At 67.1% G+C, this 21,807-nt stretch carries 19 protein-coding genes and 1 tRNA gene; 12 read left to right on the forward strand and 8 right to left on the reverse strand.

Annotated elements, in window-relative coordinates; genetic code table 11:
• Window positions 1–54: 54 nt before the first annotated feature.
• Both IFT87_RS10450 and IFT87_RS10455 read right to left on the reverse strand, forming a co-directional pair.
• Complete coding sequence (locus IFT87_RS10450) at window positions 55–4,218, reverse strand: translocation/assembly module TamB domain-containing protein (RefSeq protein WP_192008400.1); 4,164 nt, start codon at window positions 4,216–4,218, stop codon at window positions 55–57.
• Complete coding sequence (locus tag IFT87_RS10455) at window positions 4,215–6,197, reverse strand: autotransporter assembly complex protein TamA (RefSeq protein WP_192008401.1); 1,983 nt, start codon at window positions 6,195–6,197, stop codon at window positions 4,215–4,217. The genes IFT87_RS10450 and IFT87_RS10455 overlap by 4 nt, the downstream gene beginning before the upstream one ends.
• Window positions 6,198–6,370: 173 nt before the next feature.
• On the opposite strand from IFT87_RS10455, the gene IFT87_RS10460 reads away from it, so the two are divergent.
• Entirely contained in the window at window positions 6,371–6,538 is a 168-nt protein-coding gene (locus tag IFT87_RS10460; protein ID WP_192008402.1) for a hypothetical protein, read from the forward strand.
• Here IFT87_RS10460 and IFT87_RS10465 read toward each other — a convergent pair.
• Window positions 6,535–7,167 (reverse strand): S24 family peptidase, encoded by a 633-nt coding sequence (locus tag IFT87_RS10465; RefSeq protein WP_192008403.1) that lies wholly within the window; start codon window positions 7,165–7,167, stop codon window positions 6,535–6,537. The genes IFT87_RS10460 and IFT87_RS10465 overlap by 4 nt on opposite strands.
• A gap of 89 nt (window positions 7,168–7,256) precedes the next feature.
• Here IFT87_RS10465 and IFT87_RS10470 point away from each other — a divergent pair, with 89 nt between their 5' ends.
• The 4 genes from IFT87_RS10470 to IFT87_RS10485 all read left to right on the forward strand — a co-directional run bounded on the left by IFT87_RS10470 (window position 7,257) and on the right by IFT87_RS10485 (window position 10,313).
• The gene (locus tag IFT87_RS10470) at window positions 7,257–7,445 is read left to right on the forward strand and encodes a hypothetical protein (protein WP_192008404.1); all 189 of its coding nucleotides are present in this window, start codon (window positions 7,257–7,259) and stop codon (window positions 7,443–7,445) included.
• Window positions 7,442–7,768, forward strand: coding sequence for a hypothetical protein (locus IFT87_RS10475; protein WP_426290736.1), 327 nt, complete (start codon window positions 7,442–7,444; stop codon window positions 7,766–7,768). Before IFT87_RS10470 ends, IFT87_RS10475 begins: the two co-directional genes overlap by 4 nt.
• A 66-nt stretch (window positions 7,769–7,834) precedes the next feature.
• On the forward strand, window positions 7,835–9,031 hold the full coding sequence (locus tag IFT87_RS10480) for an acyl-CoA dehydrogenase (protein WP_031438883.1): 1,197 nt from the start codon (window positions 7,835–7,837) through the stop codon (window positions 9,029–9,031).
• A 136-nt stretch (window positions 9,032–9,167) separates the two neighbouring features.
• Window positions 9,168–10,313, forward strand: coding sequence for a CoA transferase (locus tag IFT87_RS10485; RefSeq protein ID WP_192008405.1), 1,146 nt, complete (start codon window positions 9,168–9,170; stop codon window positions 10,311–10,313).
• Window positions 10,314–10,392: 79 nt separating this feature from the next.
• Here the strand turns inward: IFT87_RS10485 and IFT87_RS10490 are convergent, their stop codons facing one another.
• Entirely contained in the window at window positions 10,393–11,700 is a 1,308-nt protein-coding gene (locus IFT87_RS10490) for a sugar MFS transporter (protein WP_031438881.1), read from the reverse strand.
• Window positions 11,701–11,871: 171 nt separating this feature from the next.
• Between IFT87_RS10490 and IFT87_RS10495 the strand changes: the two genes are divergently transcribed.
• The 7 genes from IFT87_RS10495 to IFT87_RS10525 all read left to right on the forward strand — a co-directional run bounded on the left by IFT87_RS10495 (window position 11,872) and on the right by IFT87_RS10525 (window position 17,670).
• The gene (locus IFT87_RS10495) at window positions 11,872–12,633 is read left to right on the forward strand and encodes a class II aldolase/adducin family protein (RefSeq protein ID WP_031438880.1); all 762 of its coding nucleotides are present in this window, start codon (window positions 11,872–11,874) and stop codon (window positions 12,631–12,633) included.
• Between the two features lie 40 nt (window positions 12,634–12,673).
• The gene (locus tag IFT87_RS10500; RefSeq protein ID WP_031438879.1) at window positions 12,674–13,219 is read left to right on the forward strand and encodes a (2Fe-2S)-binding protein; all 546 of its coding nucleotides are present in this window, start codon (window positions 12,674–12,676) and stop codon (window positions 13,217–13,219) included.
• Between the two features lie 124 nt (window positions 13,220–13,343).
• The gene (locus IFT87_RS10505; protein ID WP_031438878.1) at window positions 13,344–14,243 is read left to right on the forward strand and encodes an RcnB family protein; all 900 of its coding nucleotides are present in this window, start codon (window positions 13,344–13,346) and stop codon (window positions 14,241–14,243) included.
• A 90-nt stretch (window positions 14,244–14,333) separates the two neighbouring features.
• Window positions 14,334–15,017 (forward strand): prolyl hydroxylase family protein, encoded by a 684-nt coding sequence (locus tag IFT87_RS10510; RefSeq protein ID WP_031438877.1) that lies wholly within the window; start codon window positions 14,334–14,336, stop codon window positions 15,015–15,017.
• Window positions 15,018–15,100: 83 nt separating this feature from the next.
• Complete coding sequence (gene recJ / locus IFT87_RS10515) at window positions 15,101–16,852, forward strand: single-stranded-DNA-specific exonuclease RecJ (RefSeq protein ID WP_192008406.1); 1,752 nt, start codon at window positions 15,101–15,103, stop codon at window positions 16,850–16,852.
• A 47-nt stretch (window positions 16,853–16,899) separates the two neighbouring features.
• Window positions 16,900–16,974 (forward strand) — tRNA-Glu (locus IFT87_RS10520).
• Window positions 16,975–17,217: 243 nt separating this feature from the next.
• Entirely contained in the window at window positions 17,218–17,670 is a 453-nt protein-coding gene (locus IFT87_RS10525; protein WP_235188223.1) for a hypothetical protein, read from the forward strand.
• Here IFT87_RS10525 and IFT87_RS10530 read toward each other — a convergent pair.
• The 4 genes from IFT87_RS10530 to IFT87_RS10545 form a co-directional block, all read right to left on the reverse strand.
• Entirely contained in the window at window positions 17,656–17,859 is a 204-nt protein-coding gene (locus IFT87_RS10530; protein WP_031438875.1) for a hypothetical protein, read from the reverse strand. The genes IFT87_RS10525 and IFT87_RS10530 overlap by 15 nt on opposite strands.
• 42 nt (window positions 17,860–17,901) lie before the next feature.
• Window positions 17,902–19,890, reverse strand: coding sequence for a BCCT family transporter (locus tag IFT87_RS10535; protein ID WP_192008407.1), 1,989 nt, complete (start codon window positions 19,888–19,890; stop codon window positions 17,902–17,904).
• An 8-nt stretch (window positions 19,891–19,898) separates the two neighbouring features.
• The gene (locus IFT87_RS21030; protein WP_128082078.1) at window positions 19,899–20,609 is read right to left on the reverse strand and encodes a glycoside hydrolase family 97 N-terminal domain-containing protein; all 711 of its coding nucleotides are present in this window, start codon (window positions 20,607–20,609) and stop codon (window positions 19,899–19,901) included.
• A 150-nt stretch (window positions 20,610–20,759) separates the two neighbouring features.
• Window positions 20,760–21,782 carry a potassium channel family protein gene (locus IFT87_RS10545; RefSeq protein WP_037528366.1) on the reverse strand — a complete coding sequence of 341 codons (1,023 nt, stop codon included), beginning with the start codon at window positions 21,780–21,782 and terminating at the stop codon, window positions 20,760–20,762.
• Window positions 21,783–21,807 lie beyond the last annotated feature (25 nt).

Raw genomic sequence — 21,807 nt, forward strand, 5'->3', positions numbered from 1 at the left:
TGCCCGACAGGGCTGGTTCCCACGACAAGGGGTCCTCCGGCGTTTGCCGCCGGTTCAATAGTCTTTGGAAATGCGGACGTTCGCACTCTGCCTGCCAAGCGTGGAAATACTCGACAGCAGCGACAGCCAGCGGGTGACCTGGAACTCGACCTGCGTCGCACTATAGCCCTGGCCGTCGGTGATGATCTCCGCATAGAGCCGCCGGGTCACATATTTGCCTGCGGCGATCGATGTGCCCTGCCCCGTCTGCGGGTCGGCAGGCAGGATGCGCAGCCGGTCGAGGCCTGCTGCACGCCGCACCGCGTTGATCGGGTTGATCCCGTTGCCGCCGTCCTGCAACGCCGCCACCGCCGCCGCGAGCTGCAAGGCTTCTGGCGCGGACAGGTTGGTGATCGACGTCCCGAACAGCAGGCGCGAGAGCAGCTCGTCCTGCGGCAGCGCGGGCGTGCTCGTGAACCCGATCTCGGGCTTGAGCGCATAGCCCGTGACGCGGATCGAGGCGTTGAGCCCGGTCGAGTCCGCATTCGCCTCGATGTCGAGCGCCGGGTTCGCAGGCACGCCGCCATCGAACCGGATGACGCCGCGCGCCAATTCGAATTCGCGCCCGGCAAATTCGTAATCGCCGCGGATCAGCGTCGCACGGCCGGTAATCGCGGGGTTCTGCGGCTCACCGGCGATCTGGAGATTGGCGGACCATTCGCTTGTCAGCCCCAGCCCGCTGACCATGACCTGGTTCGGTGCGCGGGCCTTGATCGCCAGCGTCCAGGGGCGCGTCGGCGCGGCCTTTTCCTCGCCGCCCTCGGGCAGGTTGATTTCCCGGATGTTGAGTTGCGGCACTGCGCTTGCCGCAGTCGCCTGGCCTAGCCGGTAGCGGCTCTTGTTCATCACCACGTCGCCCGCGATTACGCCGCCTATCCCGTCCGACGTGAACGTCAGCGGCCCCGTCACGGTCGCGCCGATATCATCGCGGTTGATCATCACAGCGTTCGCAGCCTGCAGCCGCAGGTCGATCCCAAGCCCGTTCTTGCCTGCGAAATCAAACTGGCCGACCCCCGTCACCCGGCCGCCCTTGCCCGCGTCCGCCGCGAAACGGTCGATCACTAGGCGCGAGCCGCCGAACCGGCCGCTGGCCTGGACGTTCGACAGGATCGTGCCCGTCGTGCCGCTTTCGATGCGGGCGTTGGTTGCACGGACGACACCGCGGATTACCGGCGCTTCGAGCGTACCAACGACGTCCGCGCCGATCGCGACCGGCCCCGACAGGTCGAACAGCTCGACCCCCGTCAGCCGCCACAGCGTGTCCGCAGGCCCGCTGTAGCGCAGCTGTCCGAACAGCCGCGCGCGTGAGATCCGCGTGGCGAGGTCGCCCTCACCAAGCGGCGCAAGCTGCGCCTGTGCGCGCCCGATCGTCTTGCCACCCGAGGCGATCACCGCACGCAGGCCGAGCTTGTCGGGCGACAGAAGCGCCGCGACCCCGACATCGATCGGCCGCGACGACAGCACGAGCCCCGCACGGCTGAGGCCACGGATCGTCACGTCCGCCTTGCCCGTCGGCGGGTTCCCGCCGCTCGTCGCGACGCTGAACGTCCCCGATGCCAGGCCGCCAAGCCCGAGGCCGGGATAGCCGATGTCGAGGATGGCCAGCGGCATTCGCGTCATGCTCGCGTCGATCGCGCTGGTCGATCCGGTGAAGCGTCCGCCGATCTGCGCCTCGCCCCCCGAAAAGCTGAGCCGCGTCGGTGCGAGGCGCCAGCCATCGCCGTCGCGGGTCACGATCGCCGGGCTCAACAGCCGGAGCGGTCGCCGGTCGAGCGTGCCCTGCGCAGCGATGCGATAGCTGTCCGCGGTCACGTCGGTCACGCTCTCGATATCGAACGCGCGTCCGCGCGACCCCGCGATCGACGCCTTGATCTGCCCCACTCCGCCGCGCAGCGACGCGCTGCCCGTCAGCCGCCCGATGCTGAGCGCGCCGCGTTGCAAGCCTGCGCCGGTCGCGGTCGCCTCGATCGAGGTGCCCGCAGGGTCGAGGATCGTGACGAGATCCATATGACCACGCCGCAGCGTCCAGCCGGCGAGCGTCCCCGCGCGCGCATCGAGATGCGCCTCGACGCGCTGATTCTCGCCGACCGGTCGGAAGAGCAGTTCGCCCGCCAGACCGCCGCCCGCCACCGCAAGCCGCCCGTTGAAGCCGCCATCGACGATCGCGAGCGTCCCCGTCGCGCGGGTCCCGCTGACGTCCAGCGCGGCGATCGCGATCGTGGCACCGGCGCCGCGCGGGAGGAGCAGCGTACCGGCCGCGGTGAAGGGACCAAGCCGCGAGCCACCCGCAGCGGCAAAGGCATAGCCCTGCGCGGTCGGATCGAGATGCGCCCGCACGTTGGTCAGCCCCAGGGCCGGACTGGGGCTGGCGAGGACGAGGTCGAGCGTCGGCCGCTCGATCCTGCCGTCCAGCGTCAGCGTGACCGGACCGTAGTTCTGCTGACGGCCACCGCCCTCGAACCGGAAGCTGCCGTCGCGCCGTCTGTAGCCGTTGCCGCTCAACCGGATCTGCGGCGCGACGAGGACGAGGTTGCTGAAATGCAGGACTCCGTCCGTCGTTCGTTCGAGATTGGCGGTGAGCCGCGGCAGACCACCTGCGAGACTGCGGAAGAAGGCGTTGTCAAGCCGCAGCACCTGTGCCGCGCCCTGCCCGATCACCCGCGTCCCCTTGCCGTTCGGCCCCGGAACGACGCGCAGCGTCGACGTGACGTCGACGATCCCCAGCCCCGGGATCAGATAGCGACCGAGCCGGCCATTCACCCCGACGTCGAACCGCCCGGTGCGCAGATCGACCCGGATGCCGATCCGTCCGTTGAGCTTGTCGGAGCGCAGCACGAGGTCGTCACCGGTCAACAGCGCAGGCGTGATCCGCAGCCGCCCATCGACCGACAGGTTGCGCAGGATCCCCCCGGCAACATCGCCCACCCCGGTCACGCGGGCGGCGGTGACGCGGATCGGGACGGTGACCGGCGCCGCCGACAGACGCCCCTTGCCGGCGATCCGCACGCGATCGAAGCCGGTCTTGTCGAAGGTCAGTCGTGCCGCGTCGAGGCGGTAGTCGAAGCTTGCGGTCGCGAAGGCACCGTCGAGAATGGCGCGCAGTTCGATGCCGCTGCCCCCCATCGTCCCGATCAGCGCCGTCGGCCGCAGCAGCCGCGCCTTCACGCGAAGATCACGAAACGCGTTCGCGCCGAGATCGACGATACCCGTCGTGTCGAGCGAGAGCGCCGGCGACCGCAGCGACAGCCGCCCGTCGAGCCGGCGTTCGACGAACGTCGCGGCGCCATTGACCAGCACCCGCGGCGTCGTGAGCGCTGCGAGCCGTCCGCTGAGCAGCCCCGAGGGGGCGAGCGTTCCCGACAGCGTATAGCGTCCGCTTGCCTGTGAAAGCGCGAGATCGACCGCGCGTGCCGTGCCGACAATACCCTGTGCGCGGCCCGTCCAGCGTGCCCAGCGGCCGTCACCGGTGACGACGAGCGCGACGTTGCTCCGGGCGCCGATCATCCGGGCGAGCACCCCGTTCGCCGCCCCGCGCGCCGCTACGTCCAGATCGAACCGGTCTCGCGCTGGCTCCGCATCGATCCGCAGCTTGAGCCGGTCGCTGCCCGCGACCAGCGCGTTCACGTCGACGAGCGCGCGTCCCGAGCGGATATCGGCACGGCCGTCGAGCCGCGCGACGCGTGCGGTGCCGAGCACGCGCGTGTCGAGCAGCAGGCGTCCGACCGTGAGCCGCCCGATCCGGATGTCGAAATCGGGGAGGATCGGCGTGCGCCTCTTCGACGGTCGCGTGCGCGGGACGTGGAACAGCGTCGCGCGATCGATCGCGAGCCGGCGGATCTCGAGCCGGTTCGAAAACCAGCGGATGGGCGACCAGTCGAGTTCGACGCGCGGCGCCTGGAACACGAGCCCGTCGAGATCATAGACGCGCAGATCAGTCAGCCGCGTATCACCATAGAGAGACCCGTCGATCCGCCCGATCGTGAAGCGCAGCCCGTTGGCCGCGCGGATCGCGCCGACCCGATTGGCGACATAGCGGTGGCCGATATCGGTATCGACGATCAGCAGCGCGGCGCCGAGGATCGCCACCAGGGCAAGGAACGCCGCCGCAAGCCAGCGCCACCAGCGGCGCCGTGGCACAGGCCGGCCCGGCTCTGTCGTCTCGGTCGCGGCGTCGGTCAAAACGCCTGTCCCAGCGATACATAGACCGCGATCCGGCTGTCGCCCGGTTGCGGGTTGATCGGCGTCCCGACATCGAATCGGATCGGGCCGAAGTTCGAATAATAGCGCACCCCGATCCCCGTGCCATATTGCAGGCCGGTGAATTTGGGCAGCGGCGACGTGTAGATGTTGCCCGCATCGAGGAACGGCACGACCCCGAAATTGCCGAACGCCTTGATCCGCGCCTCGATCGAGAATTCGGTCAGGCTGCGGCCGCCGATCGGGTCGTTGTTCGGATCGCGCGGACCGATCGACTGATAGCCATAGCCGCGTATCGACGCGCCGCCGCCGGCATAGAAACGCCGCGACGGTGCCACCTGATCGCGCGGCGCGCCGACGATCGTGCCGAGCCGGGTCCGCCCCGCCAGCACGATCCCGTCGCTGACCGTCCGGTACACGCTCGCGTCGATCTGCGTCCGCGCATAGCCGAACACCGATCCCTGGAACGATGCCTCCGGGCTCAGCCGCCCGCCGAGCCGGAACCCGCGCGTCGGGTTGAGCAGGTCGTCCGATCCGTCATAATTCAGCGTGGTCGGCAGCGCGCCGATGAAGAAGGTCCGGCGTCGAGGATCGCCGGTCGACACGATCACGTCGCGTTCGTCCGACGCGATCAGCTCCGCGCCGAGCGACCAGGTCCAGGTCTTCTGGAAGAAGATGTTCGTCTGGCGTTCGATGCTGCCGGCCAGCGTGAAGGTCTTGGCCTCATACGCATCGCGGTTGATATGCACCGCGGAGACCTGCGCGGTCAGCACGCGGTCGCGCGCATGAAAGTTGTTGCGGCGATAGACGATCGCGCCGAGCTGCTCCTGCGTCCCGATAACGCTGCGCAGCGTGAGCGCGCCCTCGGGCGGAAACAGGTTGCGATGCGTCCAGCTGACCTCGGCGCGTGCGCCCTCGCCCGTGCCATACCCAAGCTCGCCCGCGACCGTGCGCGGCGGCGCGCGGTCGAGCTTCACACCGATATCGACGCTGTCGGCGGTGCTGCCCGGGATCGGCCTGACCTCGACCGACGACACCAGGCTGGTCTGGACGAGCGCCCGGCGCAGATCGTCCAGCTCGCCCGCATCATAGGGCTGACCGGGCGTGAACCGCGCGATCTCCTGCACATGCTCCGCATCGAACACGCGGTTGCCGGGCAGCGCGACGATCCGGCCAAAGCGCTTCTGGCCGCCCGGGACGATCGACAGGTCGAGCGTCGCGGTGCGCGTCGCATGGTCCACCACGATCGCCGGATCGCCGACCTTGGCGAACGGAAAGCCCTCGCGCCCGATCTGAGTCGTCAGCTTGGCCTCGCCCGCGACGATCGCATCCGAGTTGACCGGGTCGGCAGGCTTGATGCCGAAGGCCTGGGCCAGCGCGGGCGCCTTGTCCCCCGCCGCCGCCAGACCATCGATCGTCACGCCCGTGAAGGTATAGCGCGTGCCCGGATCGGCCGAGACGATCACCAGCGGCTTCTGCCCGGGCTCGACCCGGGTGGTGACGCGCGCGTCATAATAGCCCTCGGCGCGCAACAGGCTGTTGAGCAGGTCGCCGTCCTCGCGCGCACGGCGATCGAGCTGCGCTGCATTGGCGACCTCGCCGTCGTTCGCGTTGAGCGTCGAGAGCTGGTCGAACCGCTGTTTCAGCAGCGCGTTCTCGATCGAGTCGATTCCCTCGATCCGCCACGAATAGCGCGTCTCGGTCGTCGCATCGGTGTTGGTCGCGACGGTGACCGGATCATCGGTGGCGGCGGCAAGATCGGGCCAGGCGACGCCGATATCGGGCAGCGGCGCGAGCGGCGACATGGGATCGAGCGACACCGGCGCGTCCGCGGCCGCGGCGCCCTCCTGCGGCGTGGACACGCGTGTCTGCGCGGCGGCGCGGGGGGGCGCCGTCAGCATCGGCACGACAAGGACGGCGGTGGCCGTACCGATCCCGACCCACCCGAAGCGGTACACCATGCTCGCCTCCTAGCCGGGCTTGGCCCCCCGCGACAGTCGTTCGTGACGCATTTTCGCCACGTTTCGTCATGACATCGAAATACTCTGCCGGACAATCAGCGCGTTGCGCGGTGCATCGTCCGCGTCGGCAGCCGGCACTGGCGTCCGCGCGCGCGACGTGGCAGGTGCGGGACATGGCTGACAAACGTCCGACCGCCGCTGGCGGCTTCCTGATCGCGATGGGCATTCTTGGCGGCGCGGGGGTCGGATTTGCGATCGGCCAGGCCACGCTGGGTCTCCTGATCGGCACCGCGATCGGCGTCGCGGCCGCGCTGCTCGTCTGGATCCGCGACCGCCGCTAGTCGGGTTCGCGCATCTGCCAGACGACGCGGCCGACAATGTCGACCGAGCCGTCGGGCACCGGCGGCGCGGCAGGATTGTCGCTCGACACGCTGAGCGTCCCGTCCCGCAACGCGACCCGCTTGACCATCGTCAGGCCATCGACCCGGATGACGTGAAGGCGTCCGCGCGCGCCCGGCACCGTGGTCGCCATATCGACGATGATGTGATCGCCATCCTGCAGGCCGGGCTCCATCGATGTTCCCCGGACCCGGATGATCGCCGCCTGCCCGTCGCGCAGCCCGAGCCGCCGCGCCAGCGCGGGGTCGATCACGTCGGTGCCCAGCAGCACCTCGTCATCGACCAGCGCGCCCGGCCCGGCCGACGCCTGGACCGCCAGGCGGGCGATCCGAAACCCGGTTCGCCTTTCGCTGCCCTTCGTTCCGCTCCCGCCGAGCACATGATCCTCGACGCCGAGATACTGCGCGAGCAGCCGGCGATCGTCCTCCGCCAACCGTCGTGGCGACCCGCGCTTCACATACTGCTGCAGATAGGCCGCGTTGCGTCCCAGCATCGCCGACAGGGCCGCCATACTGTCCCCGCGCGCAGCCGCAAGCCGTGCCAGCGCTGCTCGGGGATCGGGATCGGACATGGCGAGACCATAGCGCAGGAAAAATCCTAGACAAGTTGGATTTCAGGGAACAGATCGTGAACGGAGACGGGAATCACGAGGAGCAAACGATGTCCGTACTGGTCAAGATCAACCGATATCCGCGGCAGACCGACATGGGGGCGGCCACCTTCGGACGGCGTGCGGTGAATGATTCCCGGCTCGTCGCGGATCTCAGACGCGGTCGCCAGCCACGCGCGGGACTGGTCGCGCGGATCGAGGCGTTCATCGCGAACACGTCCGGGCGCGGCCGGTCGTGAGGATGGCCCCCCTGCGCGGCCCCGATGTCGCGACGCGGTTGATCCGCGCACTTCACGCCAGTGCCGCAGCATCGGGCACGGCATTCGAGCTGATCGAGACGGTTTCGCGCCCATGGGCGAGCGCGACCTTCTCGGGCGAGCAACATCATCTGGTCATCCTGGCGGATCCCATACCCGGTTTTCGATCCTGGCTTGCCGCCCTGCCCGATGCCGAGCTGCCGCTGCGGGGGCACATCCTCGCCGATCTCGCGATCGACGCAGTGGAGCTGGTCGGGTCGCGGCTGCGTGTCACCATCGCGGCGTTGACGCTGATCGACGCATAGCCATGCCTTGGGGCTGGACTTTCGGCCTTGGAAACACGAAGTCGGCGGCCAATGAAGGAGATGACGATGGCAGGCACCGGCGCCGGAATGGGCAAGTTCGAATGGGCGGATCCGTTCCTGCTCGACGACCAGCTGAGCGAAGACGAACGCATGATCCGCGATACCGCGCGCGCCTATGCCGAGGACAAGCTCGCGCCGCGGATCATCGACGCGTTCCAGCACGAACATACCGATCCCGCGATTTTCCGCGAGATGGGTGATCTCGGCCTGCTCGGACCGACTATCCCAGAGGAATATGGCGGCGTCGGCGCCTCCTATGTCGCGTACGGCCTGGTCGCGCGCGAGGTCGAGCGGATCGACTCGGGTTATCGCTCGATGATGTCGGTCCAGTCGAGCCTGGTGATGTACCCGATCAATGCGTTCGGTTCCGAAGCACAGAAGCGCAAATATCTGCCGAAGCTCGCGACTGGCGAGTTCATTGGTTGCTTCGGACTGACCGAGCCCGATGCGGGGTCGGACCCCGGCGGCATGACGACGCGCGCGAAGAAGACCGCGAACGGCTATGTCATCTCGGGCGCCAAGACCTGGATCTCCAACTCGCCGATCGCCGACGTGTTCGTGGTCTGGGCCAAGTCCGACGAGCATGGCGGTGGCATCCGCGGCTTCATCCTGGAACGCGGGATGAAGGGGCTCGAGACGCCCAAGATCGAGGGCAAGCTGTCGCTGCGGGCGTCGATCACCGGCATGATCCTGATGGACGAGGTCGAGGTCGGCGAGGACGCGTTGCTCCCCGACGTCCAGGGGCTGAAGGGGCCGTTCGGCTGTCTGAACCGCGCGCGCTACGGGATCTCGTGGGGTGCGCTCGGTGCCGCCGAATTCTGCTTCCACGCCGCGCGGCAATATGGCCTCGATCGCAACCAGTTCGGCACCCCGCTCGCCGGGCGGCAGCTCTATCAGAAGAAGCTCGCCGACATGGAGACCGAGATCGCGCTCGGGCTCCAGGCGTCACTGCGCGTCGGGCGGCTGATGGACGAGGGGCGGTTCGCGCCCGAGATGGTCTCGATCGTCAAGCGCAACAATGTCGGCAAGGCGCTCGACATCGCGCGGATGAGTCGGGACATGCACGGCGGCAACGGCATTTCGGGGGAATATCAGGTAATGCGTCACATGATGAACCTCGAGACGGTCAACACCTATGAGGGCGCACACGACGTCCACGCGCTGATCCTCGGCCGCGCGATCACGGGTATTGCAGCGTTCTAGTGATAGGCCACGTGCTTGCTTGCCACCCCGGCGAAGGCCGGGGCCCAGTTGGGGAACGCGCCTTGGCTGATGCTGCGTGTCGTTACTACAACCTTTCCAACTGGGCCCCGGCCTCCGCCGGGGTGGTGATTTAATCGTGGAAGGCAAACCTACACCCCTCGCCGGCCTAAAGGTCGTCGAACTCGCCCGCATCCTCGCCGGCCCCTGGGCTGGCCAAGTGCTCGCCGATCTCGGTGCCGACGTCACCAAGGTCGAGAGCCCCGCCGGCGACGACACCCGGACCTGGGGCCCGCCGTTCATCGACAACCCCGACGGCACCCGCGACGCGGCCTATTTCCACGCCGCCAACCGCGGCAAGCGCTCGGTCGTCGCGGACTTCACGACGCCCGAGGGACAGGCTGCGGTTCGTGCGCTGATCGCCGACGCCGATGTCGTGATCGAGAATTTCAAGGTCGGCGGGCTTGCCAGATACGGGCTCGACTATCCGACGCTCGCCGCAATCAATCCGCGGCTCGTCTATTGCTCGATCACCGGCTTCGGACAGGACGGACCCTACGCACCGCGCGCGGGCTATGACTTCATCGTCCAGGGCATGAGCGGGATCATGGATCTCACCGGCGAGCCCGATGGGGCGCCGCAGAAGATCGGGGTCGCGTTCGCCGACATCATGACCGGGCTGTATTCGGTGATCGCGATCCAGGCGGCGCTCGCGATGCGCGAGCGGACCGGTCGGGGGCAGCAGATCGACATGGCGCTGCTCGACACGATGACCGGCGTCCTCGCCAATCAGGCGATGAACTGGTTCGCGAGCGGCGTCTCGCCGACGCGGGTCGGCAACGCCCACATGAACGTATGCCCCTATGCCGTATTCCCGACCAGCGACGGGTGGTTCATCCTCGCGGTCGGCAATGACGGGCAGTTCCGGCGGTTCTGCGATGCGATGGGCTTACCTGAAATGCGCGACGATCCGCGGTTCGCGACCAATGCCGGGCGGCTCGCCTTCAAGGACATCTTGTTTGCAGGGATCGAGGCGGCGACCTCGCTGGTGCCTAAACTCGAGCTGCTCGCGCGGCTGGAGGCGGTCGGTGTCCCCGCCGGGCCGATCAACACCGTCGCGCAGGCATTCGACGATCCACAGGTGATCGCGCGCGGCATGGCGATCGACGTCGTGCGTCCGGATGGATCGACCGTCCCGGGTCTCCGCACGCCGATCCGCTTCTCGGATGCCGATCTCGCGACCGGGCGCGCGGCACCAATGCTACCAAAACACCCGTCATCCTGACGAAAGTCAGGATCCAGAGCCACGGACGGTAGCGGTCGTGGCTCTGGATCCTGGGTCTAGCCCAGGATGACGACGGGGATTAGGCGACGGCCGTCACCGGCTTGCGCGCATACACCCCGTACGCAAGGATCAGCGCGTAGCAGATCGCCGGGAGCAGCAACGCGAAGTGCAGGCTGCCCGACGAGTCCGCGAGCACGCCCGTGAAATAGGGAATGATCGCGCCGCCGACGATCGCCGTGGCGATCACGCCCGACCCCTCGGCCGCACGCTTGCCAAGGCCTTCAGATGCCAAGGCGAAGATCGTCGGGAACATCACCGAATTCATGAGCCCGATCGACAGCAAGGCCCAACCCGACACGGCACCCTCGGTATTCGCCGAGATCAGGATCAGCGCCAGCGTCCCGGTCGCGACACCGGCCAGAACCTTGCCTGGCGACACCTTGTTGAGGACATAGGCCCCGATGAACCGCCCGATCAGCGCGCCGCCCCAGTAGAAGGGCACGTGCTGACCGGCAGCGACATCGCTCAGGCCCATCACGCTCGGCTGCATCAGGTAGTTGACGATCAGCGAGCCGACCGCGACCTCGGCGCCGACATAAAGGAAGATGCACGCCGTCCCCATCGCGAAGCGCGGGCGCTTGAGCAGCGTGAAGGCGTGGAGGATGCTGCCCGTCTGCTCCTGCTCCTCGTTCAGCCGGTTCCGCCGCGTCCAGACGACGGCGGCGACGATCAGCAGCGCGATCGCGAGGCCGATATAGGTGTGCACGACGGTCCGCGACGATTCGGTCCGGTAGGCGTCAAGCGCGGCGCCGGTCAGCGTCGAGGAATCCACCGTCGCGAGACCACCAAGGATGACCGCGGAACCGACATAAGGGAAGATCGTCGTGCCGAGCGAGTTGAACGCCTGCGCGAAGGTCAGCCGGCTCGATGCCGATTTCGGCGCGCCGAGCGCCGAGATCAGCGGGTTGGCGACGACCTGAACGACCGTGATGCCCGCGCCCAGCACGAAAAGCGCGAACAGGAACATCTCGAAGCTGGCCTTGCCCGCCGCCGGGATGAACAACAGGCACCCGACGGTCATCGTCACCAGCCCGATCGAGGCGGTGCGCATATAACCGGCCTTGCGCACGATCGCCGCGGCAGGAATCGAGAACAGCGCATAGGCGAGGAAGAAGGCCGACTGGACCAGCATCGCGGTCGCATGGTCGAGCGTGAACAGCTCCTTCATCTTCGGAATGATGATGTCGTTCAGCGAGGTGATGCCACCGAAGATGAAGAACAGGGCGAAGACGAAGACGCGCAGGTCGGGGGCGTCGTAACCGTGATTGGCATCGCCCTCTGCGGCGGCGCCTCCCGCGGCGGCGGTGTGATGGGTGTCGACATGCATGATAAATTGCGCCCTCTCGCGGTCTTGTTGGGCGGCGGCATAAGCCGGGGCGACCGCGCGTGGCAATGGTTAGAGGCGCGTTCGCGTCCGGCCGCGGCGTGGCACCCGTCGATTGCCGCGCTTTCGGGCATCGGGTATGCCGTTTGCAAACGCGACAAGGGAGAGCATGAGATGGCGACCGCAGCGCTGCGCAATTCGACGGTTTCACCCGCGGAATGGGAGGCCCGCCAACAGCTTGCCGCCTGCTACCGGGTCTTCGACATGCTCGGCTGGTCCGAGATGATCTACAACCACATCACGTTGAAGATCCCCGGCGAGGACGGCGCGTTCCTGATCAACCCGTTCGGGCTGCATTTCAGCGAGGTGACTGCGTCGAGCCTCGTCAAGATCGACATCGACGGCAACAAGCTCGACCAGAACCCCTATCCGGTCAATCTCGCGGGCTTCACGCAGCACGCGCTGTTCCACAAGCACCTGCCCGACGCGCATTGCATCATGCACACGCACACCACCGCGGGCATGGCGGTCAGCGCGGTCGAGGGCGGGCTTCAGCCGACCAATTTCTATGCGTGCAACTTCATCGGCCAGATCGCCTATCATGATTTCGAGGGCGTCACCGTCCGGTCGGAAGAGGGCGAACGGCTGATCGAGCATCTCGGCGACAAGCGCGTGATGCTGCTGCGCAATCACGGCATCCTGGTCATGGGCCGGACGCTGCCCGAGGCGTTCATCAAGCACTGGTCGCTGCAGCGCGCCTGCGAGATCCAGGTCGCGACGGCGTCGATGGGCACGCCGATCCTGATCCCCGACGATGTCGTCAAGGTCCACCAGCGCGATCTCGGCAAGGTCTCGCTGCCCGGTGGCGCGGGCAAGGCGGATTTCGAGGCGATGGTTCGGCTGGTTGACAAGCGTGACACGAGCTGGCGGCAATAGCCCCCTCCCCTCCGCCCAGGGGATCGGCTAGCGCGCGGGGATGACCCGCTTCACCGTCAACAACCAGGCGATCGAATATCGGCTCGATCCCGCGACGCCGCTGCTCTGGGCGCTGCGCGACGCGTCGAACCTGACGGGGACCAAATATGGCTGCGGCACCGGCCATTGCGGCGCCTGCACGGTCGATATCGACGGTCGTGCGGTGCGCAGCTGCCGTGTGCCGATCGGGTCGATCGAGGGGCGCTACGTCACCACGATCGAGGGGCTGTCGCACGAACGCAACCACCCGCTGCAGCTCGCCTTCATCGCCGAAGCGGTGCCGCAATGCGGCTTCTGCATCCCCGGCATGATCATGGCCGCCGCCGCGCTGCTGAAACGCGATGCAAACCCGAGCGAAGCGCTGATCCGCGAACAGATCACCAATCTGTGCCGCTGCGGCGTCTATCCGCGCGTCGTCGAGGCGATCCAGCGCGCGGGCCGCGCGACCCGGGGTGAGGAGGTCCTGCCCGCTGGCCCGCGCCCCGGGATCGACCCGGCGGATTCCGCACGGCTCGTTCCCGCGCTCGTCCCGCCGCCCGCGCGCTAAGCCGCACGCGCACGAATCCTGTCGGATCGCTGACCAAGCCATTCAGCGTCGCCTCACGCCCGTAAGGCTAGAAGGGGTGCACCATAGGAGCCGGCTCGTGCGCCGGCAGTCGAGGACGACGGCAATGACGCGGAGTTTCCTGAAGATCTTGCTCGTGGCATCCGCACTGGTGCCGGTTGCCGCACAGGCGCAGCGGTTCGGTGCCGAGGCGCCGGGGAATGGCGAGATGCGCGGTGATTGGAGCGATCGCGGCGATCGGGGCGATCGGGGCGATCGTCCGCAACGTGCGGACCAGGGCACGGTCGTGCAGGGCCAGGCACGCGGTGACGGTGGCTATGGGCGTAACGGCCGCCCGGACGCGCCCCGCCAGGACTGGAATGCACGTGTGGGGTCGGACCGGCAGGCCGACCAGGTTCGCGAGAACTGGGTCCGCGGCAATGCGCAGCGCGATGCCGCCCGCCAGGACGTCCGAAACGACCGCCGCGGTCAGCCCGATCGCGCGCGCTTTGACGGCCGCCCAGGCGAGGACCGCGGCTATCGTGACGTTCCACGCGGGCGCGACGACCTCCGCGGCCGCCCGGATGGGCGTGGACGCGACGACTGGCGCGGCCGTGACGGCGATCGGGACCGCGGCGGCTATCGCAGCGGCCAGCATTTTGGCGGCTACGGCACCGTCCAGGGCTATGGCCGCGGCGGATATGGCCAGCGCGGCGCATGGAACCGCGGCTGGCGCAGCGACAATCGCTATGGCTGGAGCGACTATCGCGCAAGCAACCGCGGCGCCTACCGCCTGCCGCGCTATTATGCGCCGAACGGATGGGGCTCGGGCTATCGCCGCTTCGGCATCGGCTTTTCGCTGAACAGCATCCTGTACAACCAGAATTACTGGATCCAGGATCCCTACACCTATCGCCTGCCCGAGGCCTATGGGCCGTATCGCTGGGTCCGCTATTACAACGACGCGTTGCTCGTCGATCTCGACAGCGGGCGGGTCGTCGACACGGTCTACGACATCTTCTGGTAGGCGCATCGCGGCACGACGAGCGACCGCGCCCGTCGTGCCGCACGCGTTCGCCCCCTTGCGTTTCGCGGACGGCTGCGCAAATTCGGATCCATGGGTTTATTCACCAAAGCCAAGCCGCAGGATCCGATGGCGCCGACGCGGCAGGCGGCGGGCGCCAGCGTCGCCGCGCGGCTCGACGCCAATCCGAAGGTCCAGCGGATCGCGATCGACGGCGTGCAATTCTATCACCACGCCAATTTCCTCGACGCCGCAACCTGTCGCGCGCTCATCGCGCTGATTGATTCGAAGCGGCGACCGTCGACGCTGCTGTCCGACCGCCCGAACAGCAGTTTCCGCACGTCGGAGAGCTGCGACATGGATCGCTGGTCCCCCGATGTGCAACCCACCGACGAGGCGATCGCCGCGCTGCTCGGCATTGACCTGCCGCATGGCGAAACGATGCAGGGGCAGCGTTACGCCCCCGGCCAGCAATTTCGCGCGCATCACGATTATTTCCATGCGAGCGAAAGCTATTGGGACAAGATGCAGGAACAGGGCGGCCAGCGCACCTGGACCGCGATGGTCTATCTGAACGACGTGCCCGAGGGTGGCGCCACGTGGTTCCCGCAGGCGGGCGTCAAGGTCGCGCCCAAGCGCGGGCTGCTGCTCGCGTGGAACAACATGAGCCCCGACGGCAGCCCCAATGGCCTGACGCTCCACGAAGGCATGCCGGTGGTTGAGGGCGTCAAATACATCGTCACGAAATGGTTTCGCGAACGCCCCTGGATCAAGTGACGCCCCCCCCCGCCGGGGGAGGGTGGCCTGGCCGCGTCGGTGAACCCGCTCGACAATCCCCCCGCAGCCACTACCTCCGGCGCATGACAGTTCTCGGCGTAACCTCCTCGATCCTCGGCCAGCCCTGGCGCTGGCGCTCGCTCGCCGCAGACGCGCGCGACGGGTTTGGCGGCGACGATCTGGTGACCCAGCTCCTTCTCGCACGCGGCTGCCCGCGCGAGGCGCTCGACGCGCACCGCACGCCGTCGATCCGCGCGTTCATGCCCGACCCGTCGATCTTCCGCGACATGGACCGCGCAGCCGATCGGCTCGCCGATGCGGTGCAGGCGGGCGAACAGGTCGCGATCTTCGGCGATTACGACGTCGACGGCGCGACTTCCGCCGCGCTGATGATCCTCGTGCTGCGCGATCTGGGGATCGAGGCGCGCGCCTATATCCCCGACCGCCTGCTCGAAGGCTATGGCCCGTCGGGCGAGGCCATGGTCCGGCTCGCGGGCGAAGGCGCCTCGCTGATCGTCACCGTCGACTGCGGCGCGCAGGCGTTCGACGCGCTCGATGCCGCGCGCGATGCGAAGGTCGATGTGATCGTGATCGATCACCACAAATGCTCGACTGCGCTCCCGCACGCATTGGCACTCGTCAATCCCAACCGGCTCGACGAGGATGAGGGCGCCGCACACGGCCATCTCGCTGCGGTCGGCATGTGCTTCCTCGCCGCCGCCGCGCTCGTCCGCACGCTGCGCACGCGTGGCTTCTTTGAGAACCGCGCCGAGCCCAAGCTCATCGACCTGCTCGACATCGTCGCGCTCGGCACGGTCGCCGACGTCGCGCAGTTGCGCGGGCTCAACCGTGCGTTCGTCGCACAGGGGCTGAAGGTCATGGGCGCGCGCCGCAACATCGGCGTCGCGGCGTTGATCGCGGCGTCGCGACTGACGCGCAACCCGACCTGCACCGATCTCGGCTTCGCACTCGGCCCGCGGATCAACGCCGGCGGGCGCATCGGCCGCGCCGATCTCGGCGTCCGCCTGCTGACCACGCAGGACCCCGACGAGGCGCGCGGGATCGCCGAGGAGCTCGACCGTCTCAACGAGGAACGCCGCGCGATCGAGACCGCGGTGCAGGAGGCCGCCGACCTGCTCGCCAGCCGCGAGCGCAGCGTCTCGGTCGTCGCCGGACAGGGCTGGCATCCCGGCGTCATCGGCATCGTCGCAGGCCGGCTGAAGGAAAAGCTCGGTCGGCCCGCGATCGTCATCGCGATCGACGAACACGGCATCGGCAAGGGATCGGGCCGGTCGATCCCGGGCGTGGACCTCGGCGCGGCGGTGATGGCGGCGCGTGAGCAGGGCCTGCTCGTTTCAGGGGGCGGCCACGCGATGGCGGCCGGACTGACGATTGCCGAAGCGGCGATCCCGGCTTTCGCCGACTTCCTCGAGGACCGGCTCGCCGCAGCGGTCTCGCAGTCCAATGACGGCCGTGCGCTTTTGCTCGATGCGGTCCTGGCCGCGGGCGGGGTCAATCCTGCGCTGGTCGAGTCGATGGACGCAGGGGGACCTTATGGGATGGGCTGGCCCGCACCGCGCGTCGCGATGGGGCCGGTCCGCGTGATCAAGGCGGATGTGGTGGGCAATGGCCATGTCCGCACGATCGTCGCGGGCGACGACGGCCGCAGCGTCAAGGCGATGGCGTTCCGCGCCGCCGAGACGCCGCTCGGTCAGGCGCTGCTCGGCGCGGCCCCGCACCGCAAGCTCTGGCTCGCCGGTCGCGCCAAGATCGACGACTGGGCATCGCGCCCCGCAGCAGAATTGCACGTCGAAGATGCCGCTTGGGCCGATTGAAGGGTTGACGGGCCAGCCACTTGGCCTTAGGCGCCTCCAACCACGCAGGCCCCTTCGTCTAGCGGTTAGGACGCGGCCCTTTCACGGCTGAAGCACGGGTTCGATTCCCGTAGGGGTCACCATCTCATCGCCAAGCGGTTGAGATTGGCGAAATTCAATAGAATCAACGCCTCGCGAGGCGCCCAGTGCTACAGATGGCGTCGCATACTGCATTCCATCGAGCGCGGCAGATCGCGTTTCTCGCAGTTTCGAATGATCGTTGCGGAGGGTGTCCGAGGGGTCATCGGCAATCCGGCGTCGACAGGGTGTCTGAGAACAACCGACCCGTTCCTGGCGCGTAGGAAGCGCGCCGTGCTGGTTATCGCATGCTTGCCGAGATCAGGCAGCGCGAGACGGGATCACCGCCTGATAAATGGTCGCTGAGCGCACCAAGGCCATATTGCATTGAGACGGCTGTTCCGCGACTGCGGCGCATGCCTCACGCCAGCAACATCGTCTATTGCGACGGTCCAGACAGCCCCCACGCCTTCGACATCGTTCCGATCCAGCCCCGTAAGGGGAGCTTGGATGCGATGTGCCCATTGTGCAAAGGCCGCGGCCAATGGAATACCGAGATTGATCTCGTAAGCTTCCGCTGCAAGCGCACTGCCTGCGATCGGTGCCATGGCGCTGGATGGGTAGAAACCGGCTCGGACCCGGTCGGCCTGCCCGACATCGAGATTTCACCGGAAGGCTACCCCCGGTGGACGCTACGCTTCGAACCTGCCGACGAAGTCACGCTGATTGACCCGGAAAAACCAGGCCTATCGCAGACCTAGGAAGTTATTGGTTGGGTCAGGCGCACCGCGCTTGGCCGCGATCCGTGCAACGTCCTCGTCACTTGGCTCCTCCGGCAGGTCCTCGGCAGGCGAGAGCCCGCCATCGGGGAGGCCTGGCGCGGTGCCGGCAATCGACTCGTCGATGGCGCGCTCGTTGGCACTGTCCGTGATCTTCTCTCTGTTCGGCATGTTATTCTCGGCGGCGGCTCCTGGTCGGCGAACAGCCCCTGCTCAGGTCATCCGCCGGGCGTGGCGGAAGCGCGCATACCGATTGAGGAGATCGTTGATCAGCTGTTCGTCGCTCAGGCCGGTCACATCATGCGCGGGCTCTCCCTCCGAGGAATGCGCCACCGCCCGGTAGTGGAGACGCTCCTGCTCGTTCGCCTTGCGCGATGCCGCCCAGGCGAAGCTTGCCTGGCGGAAGCCGCGTGCCCGAACCCCGTAGCGGAACTCGCCACGCTCGCCGTGCGGGATGCGAAGCTCGACCTGGTTTTCGTCCTGAACGAGGGTTGGCGAGAGGCCGCTGTCGCGCATCTGTGCCGCTACCGCGTCGAGCGCCGGGCTTGCCGTATCGGTGAGGAACGCCGCAACCTCACGCTTGTCGTGGAAGCGCGTGATGGTCGCGAGGCGCTGCTGCCAACTCAACGGCGTTTCGGCGATCGGATCGGAACCCGCGGCGGACAGGTCCAACGCTTCCTGGTCCTCGGTCTGCAGGGCGCGCAGCAGCCCATAGCAAATGAACACCATCACCACCGCGAATGGCAATGCACTGGCGATCGCGGCAGTCTGAAGGGCCTGGAGCCCACCGGCGACCAGCAGCACCGCACCGACGGCGCCCGCGGATACCGCCCAGAATACACGCTGCCACACCGGCGGGTTCTCCGCCGCGCCCGATGTGATCATGTCGATGACCAATGCCCCGGAATCCGCCGACGTGACGAAGAAGGTGATGATCAAGAGTGTCGCGATACCCGAGACGATCGTTGCGAAGGGCAGCTGCTCCAGTGTCTCGAACAACGCCACCGGCAGATTGTTGGCGACGGTGTCGGCGATGGCGGCCGTACCGGCCATGTCCAGCGCGATCGCGGTGTTGCCGAACACCGTCATCCAGAGGAAGGTGAATAGGGTCGGCACCAGCAGCACGCCGCCGATGAATTCGCGGATCGTGCGCCCACGCGAGATGCGGGCGATGAACATGCCGACGAAGGGCGACCAGGCGATCCACCAACCCCAATAGAACAAGGTCCAATTGCCCAGCCACGGGTTGGGTTCGTAGGCGTAGAGGCGGAAGGTGCGCGGCACGACTTCACCGAGATAGGTGCCGATGTTCTGCACAAAGGCCTGGAGCAGAAACACCGTCGACCCGGTGACCAGGACGAAGGCGAGCAGCAGTCCGGCCAGGATGATGTTGAGTTCGGACAGGCGCTTCACGCCCTTGTCGAGTCCGGCGACGACCGACAGCGTGGCCATGCCGGTGATGGCGGCGATCAGGACGAGCTGAACGGGGATGCTCGTCGGCAGGCCGAACAGGTAATTGAACCCGGCATTCACCTGCAGCACGCCGAGACCAAGCGACGTCGCAACGCCGAACATCGTGCCCAGCACCGCGAAGATGTCGACGGCGTGGCCGATCGGGCCATAGATCCGCTTGCCGATCAGCGGGTAGAGTGCCGAGCGGATGGTGAGCGGTAGTCCACGACGAAACGCGAAATAGGCAAGCGCCAGCCCGACCACGATGTAGATCGCCCAGGCGTGCAGGCCCCAGTGGAAGAAGGTGAGGACCATCGCTTCGCGCGCGGCCGCGATCGTCTTGCCCTCGCCCACGGGCGGCGATGCATAATGCTGGATCGGCTCGGCCACGCCGAAGAAGATCAGGCCGATCCCCATCCCCGCACTGAACAGCATCGCGAACCAGGACAGGTAGCTGTAATCCGGTTCGCTGTCGTCGGGCCCGAGCTTCACATCGCCATAGCGACTGAACATCAGGAAGATGGCGAAGATCAGGAACCCCGCGACCGCGGCGATGTAGAACCAGCCGAAGTCCGCGACGATCAGCGCCTGCACGGTCGTGAACACCTGGTTCGCGGTCTCCGGGGCGAGTGCGCCGAAGAGGGCGAAGGCCAGGATCAGGCCTGCCGAAACGAAGAATACAGGCGGATTGATCTCCGCCTTACGTCCCGCGGCTGGCTGTAGCGCATCACTCGGTACCGGCTCGGTCAATGTACCCCCTATTCATGGTTAATGTCCTGTCCAGTGAATGGAACGACGCTGAGCCTTGTCAGTTGCGAACGAGTGTTACGATGCGGAAACGATTGACCCGGTCTCGCTTGCGGCCTCGCCCTGTCGTTGGTGCTGTCGTCGGGGGCAACAGCGCAGGACGCCCGGTTAAGCAAAGCGATGAGCGTCCGACCGAGACGATGCTGCCGGCTGAGAAGAAGGCCAGTGTGCTTGCCGGAACATGGAACAGTATCCAGGGGTCGAAGCCCGGGCTCGGCCAGCCGAACGATGGCGCCCTGCCGGGCTGGTACGAAACCGACCTCTATGCCGGCGCGTCGATCGAGCTCGACAAGCGATGGACGGTGTCGGGAACCTATTATCGATACGTCTCGCCCTCGGCATGCGTAATCGAGCGGGAAGCGAAGCGCGGTCGTCTCGGACGAAAGCCGTATTTCTCCCTGTCTTGGCTCGGCAGGAATCTCGAGCCTGAACGCTGCGCCCTGATTATAGGCCCGCAGGTGCAGCGGGAACGCCCGTTTACCGCCATTGAGCTCACGCCCCCTGACCAGCAATTCTCCGTGTCGCGCTTCATCGTCGTTGACCGACGCAACAGCCTCTGAGCCTTCGATGATCATGGGGCCGTACGCATCGCCCTCTGGCCGCAAACCGACGTCCGAGGGAACAAGGACATCTCGATCATCATGCCGGATTCGAACGGCCAATCCGCCATTTTCAGCCGGCCGGCGACGATTTCGGTTCGGCCGTCAGGCGATCGAAACGAGGCCTCGCCTAATCTTGATGAAGAACGCCATGGATCCGGTAGACGAGGTGCCCCCGCAAAAAACGGCGCTGGCCGGACATTTGGTGGTAATTTAGCGCCGGGGGACAACCTCAACGATGATATCGCCCGCTTCCAGACGGGCGGCCTCGGGTTCCCAGAAGCAGAAGTCCTGATCCCCACGATAGATGCGGTGGCCGAGTCCGGTGGCGATGGCGGCAAGCGGTTTGCCGACCTCGTCGGCAGCGACCTCGCGTTCCCGCAGGACTACACGCCCGCCCGACGCGGCAAGATCGGCCATGTATTCGGCGGTGTGAGCGCCGTGCGTGGACCCGGCGAGCAGAAGGCCGGCGAAGCTGGCCGGATTGATGACGACGTTTGCGCCGGCCTGATGCGCAATCGCTTCATTGTCCTCCGACCGGATCACCACGCTGATCGGTAGATCGGGCGCGATCCGCCGCGCCGTCAGCACGATAAGGATCGAGGTATCGTCACGGCCGGCGGAAACGATGAGCGCGCGGGCCTTGGAGAGACGGGCTGCCTCGAGCGCGGCGTTGCGCGTGGCGTTTCCCTCCATCACCGTCGTGCCGCAACTCTCCGCCGTGCGTAACGCCGCGGCGCGCTCGTCGACGACGACGATCATGCCCGGATCGGCGCCGCGACGGATGAGTTCGCTGACGGCCTCAGATCCGCTCGTACCGAACCCGGCGACCACGACATGGTCTTCGAGGCGTCGCTGGATCACCGACATACGCCATTTCTCCCAGACGCCCTTGAGCAGAAAATCATATGCGGTACCTAAAAAGATGAGCCATACGAAGAGCCGGATCGGCGTCACGACGAAGGTATCGAACATCCGCGCCTGCTGGGTCACAGGCACGATGTCGCCGTAGCCGACCGTCGTCACGGTAATCATCGTGAAATACAGGATGTCGGCGAACGTCACGGGCTCGCCCGAGTTCTGCCGCAGACCGTCGCGATCGAACCAGTGGACCGCGAGCGCAATGCCGATCAGCGCCAACGCGACCAGCGCCCGCCAGGACAGCGCCAGCCACGCCGGGGTTCGGCTCTGGCGGCGCAGGCGATAGTGCACCGTGTCTGCATCGTCAGTGTGCATGCCGTCTCTTGCCCATCCGCAGTGC

Origin of the sequence: Sphingomonas sp. CFBP 8765, assembly GCF_014841445.1 — a bacterium.
Lineage (GTDB): Bacteria > Pseudomonadota > Alphaproteobacteria > Sphingomonadales > Sphingomonadaceae > Sphingomonas > Sphingomonas aerolata.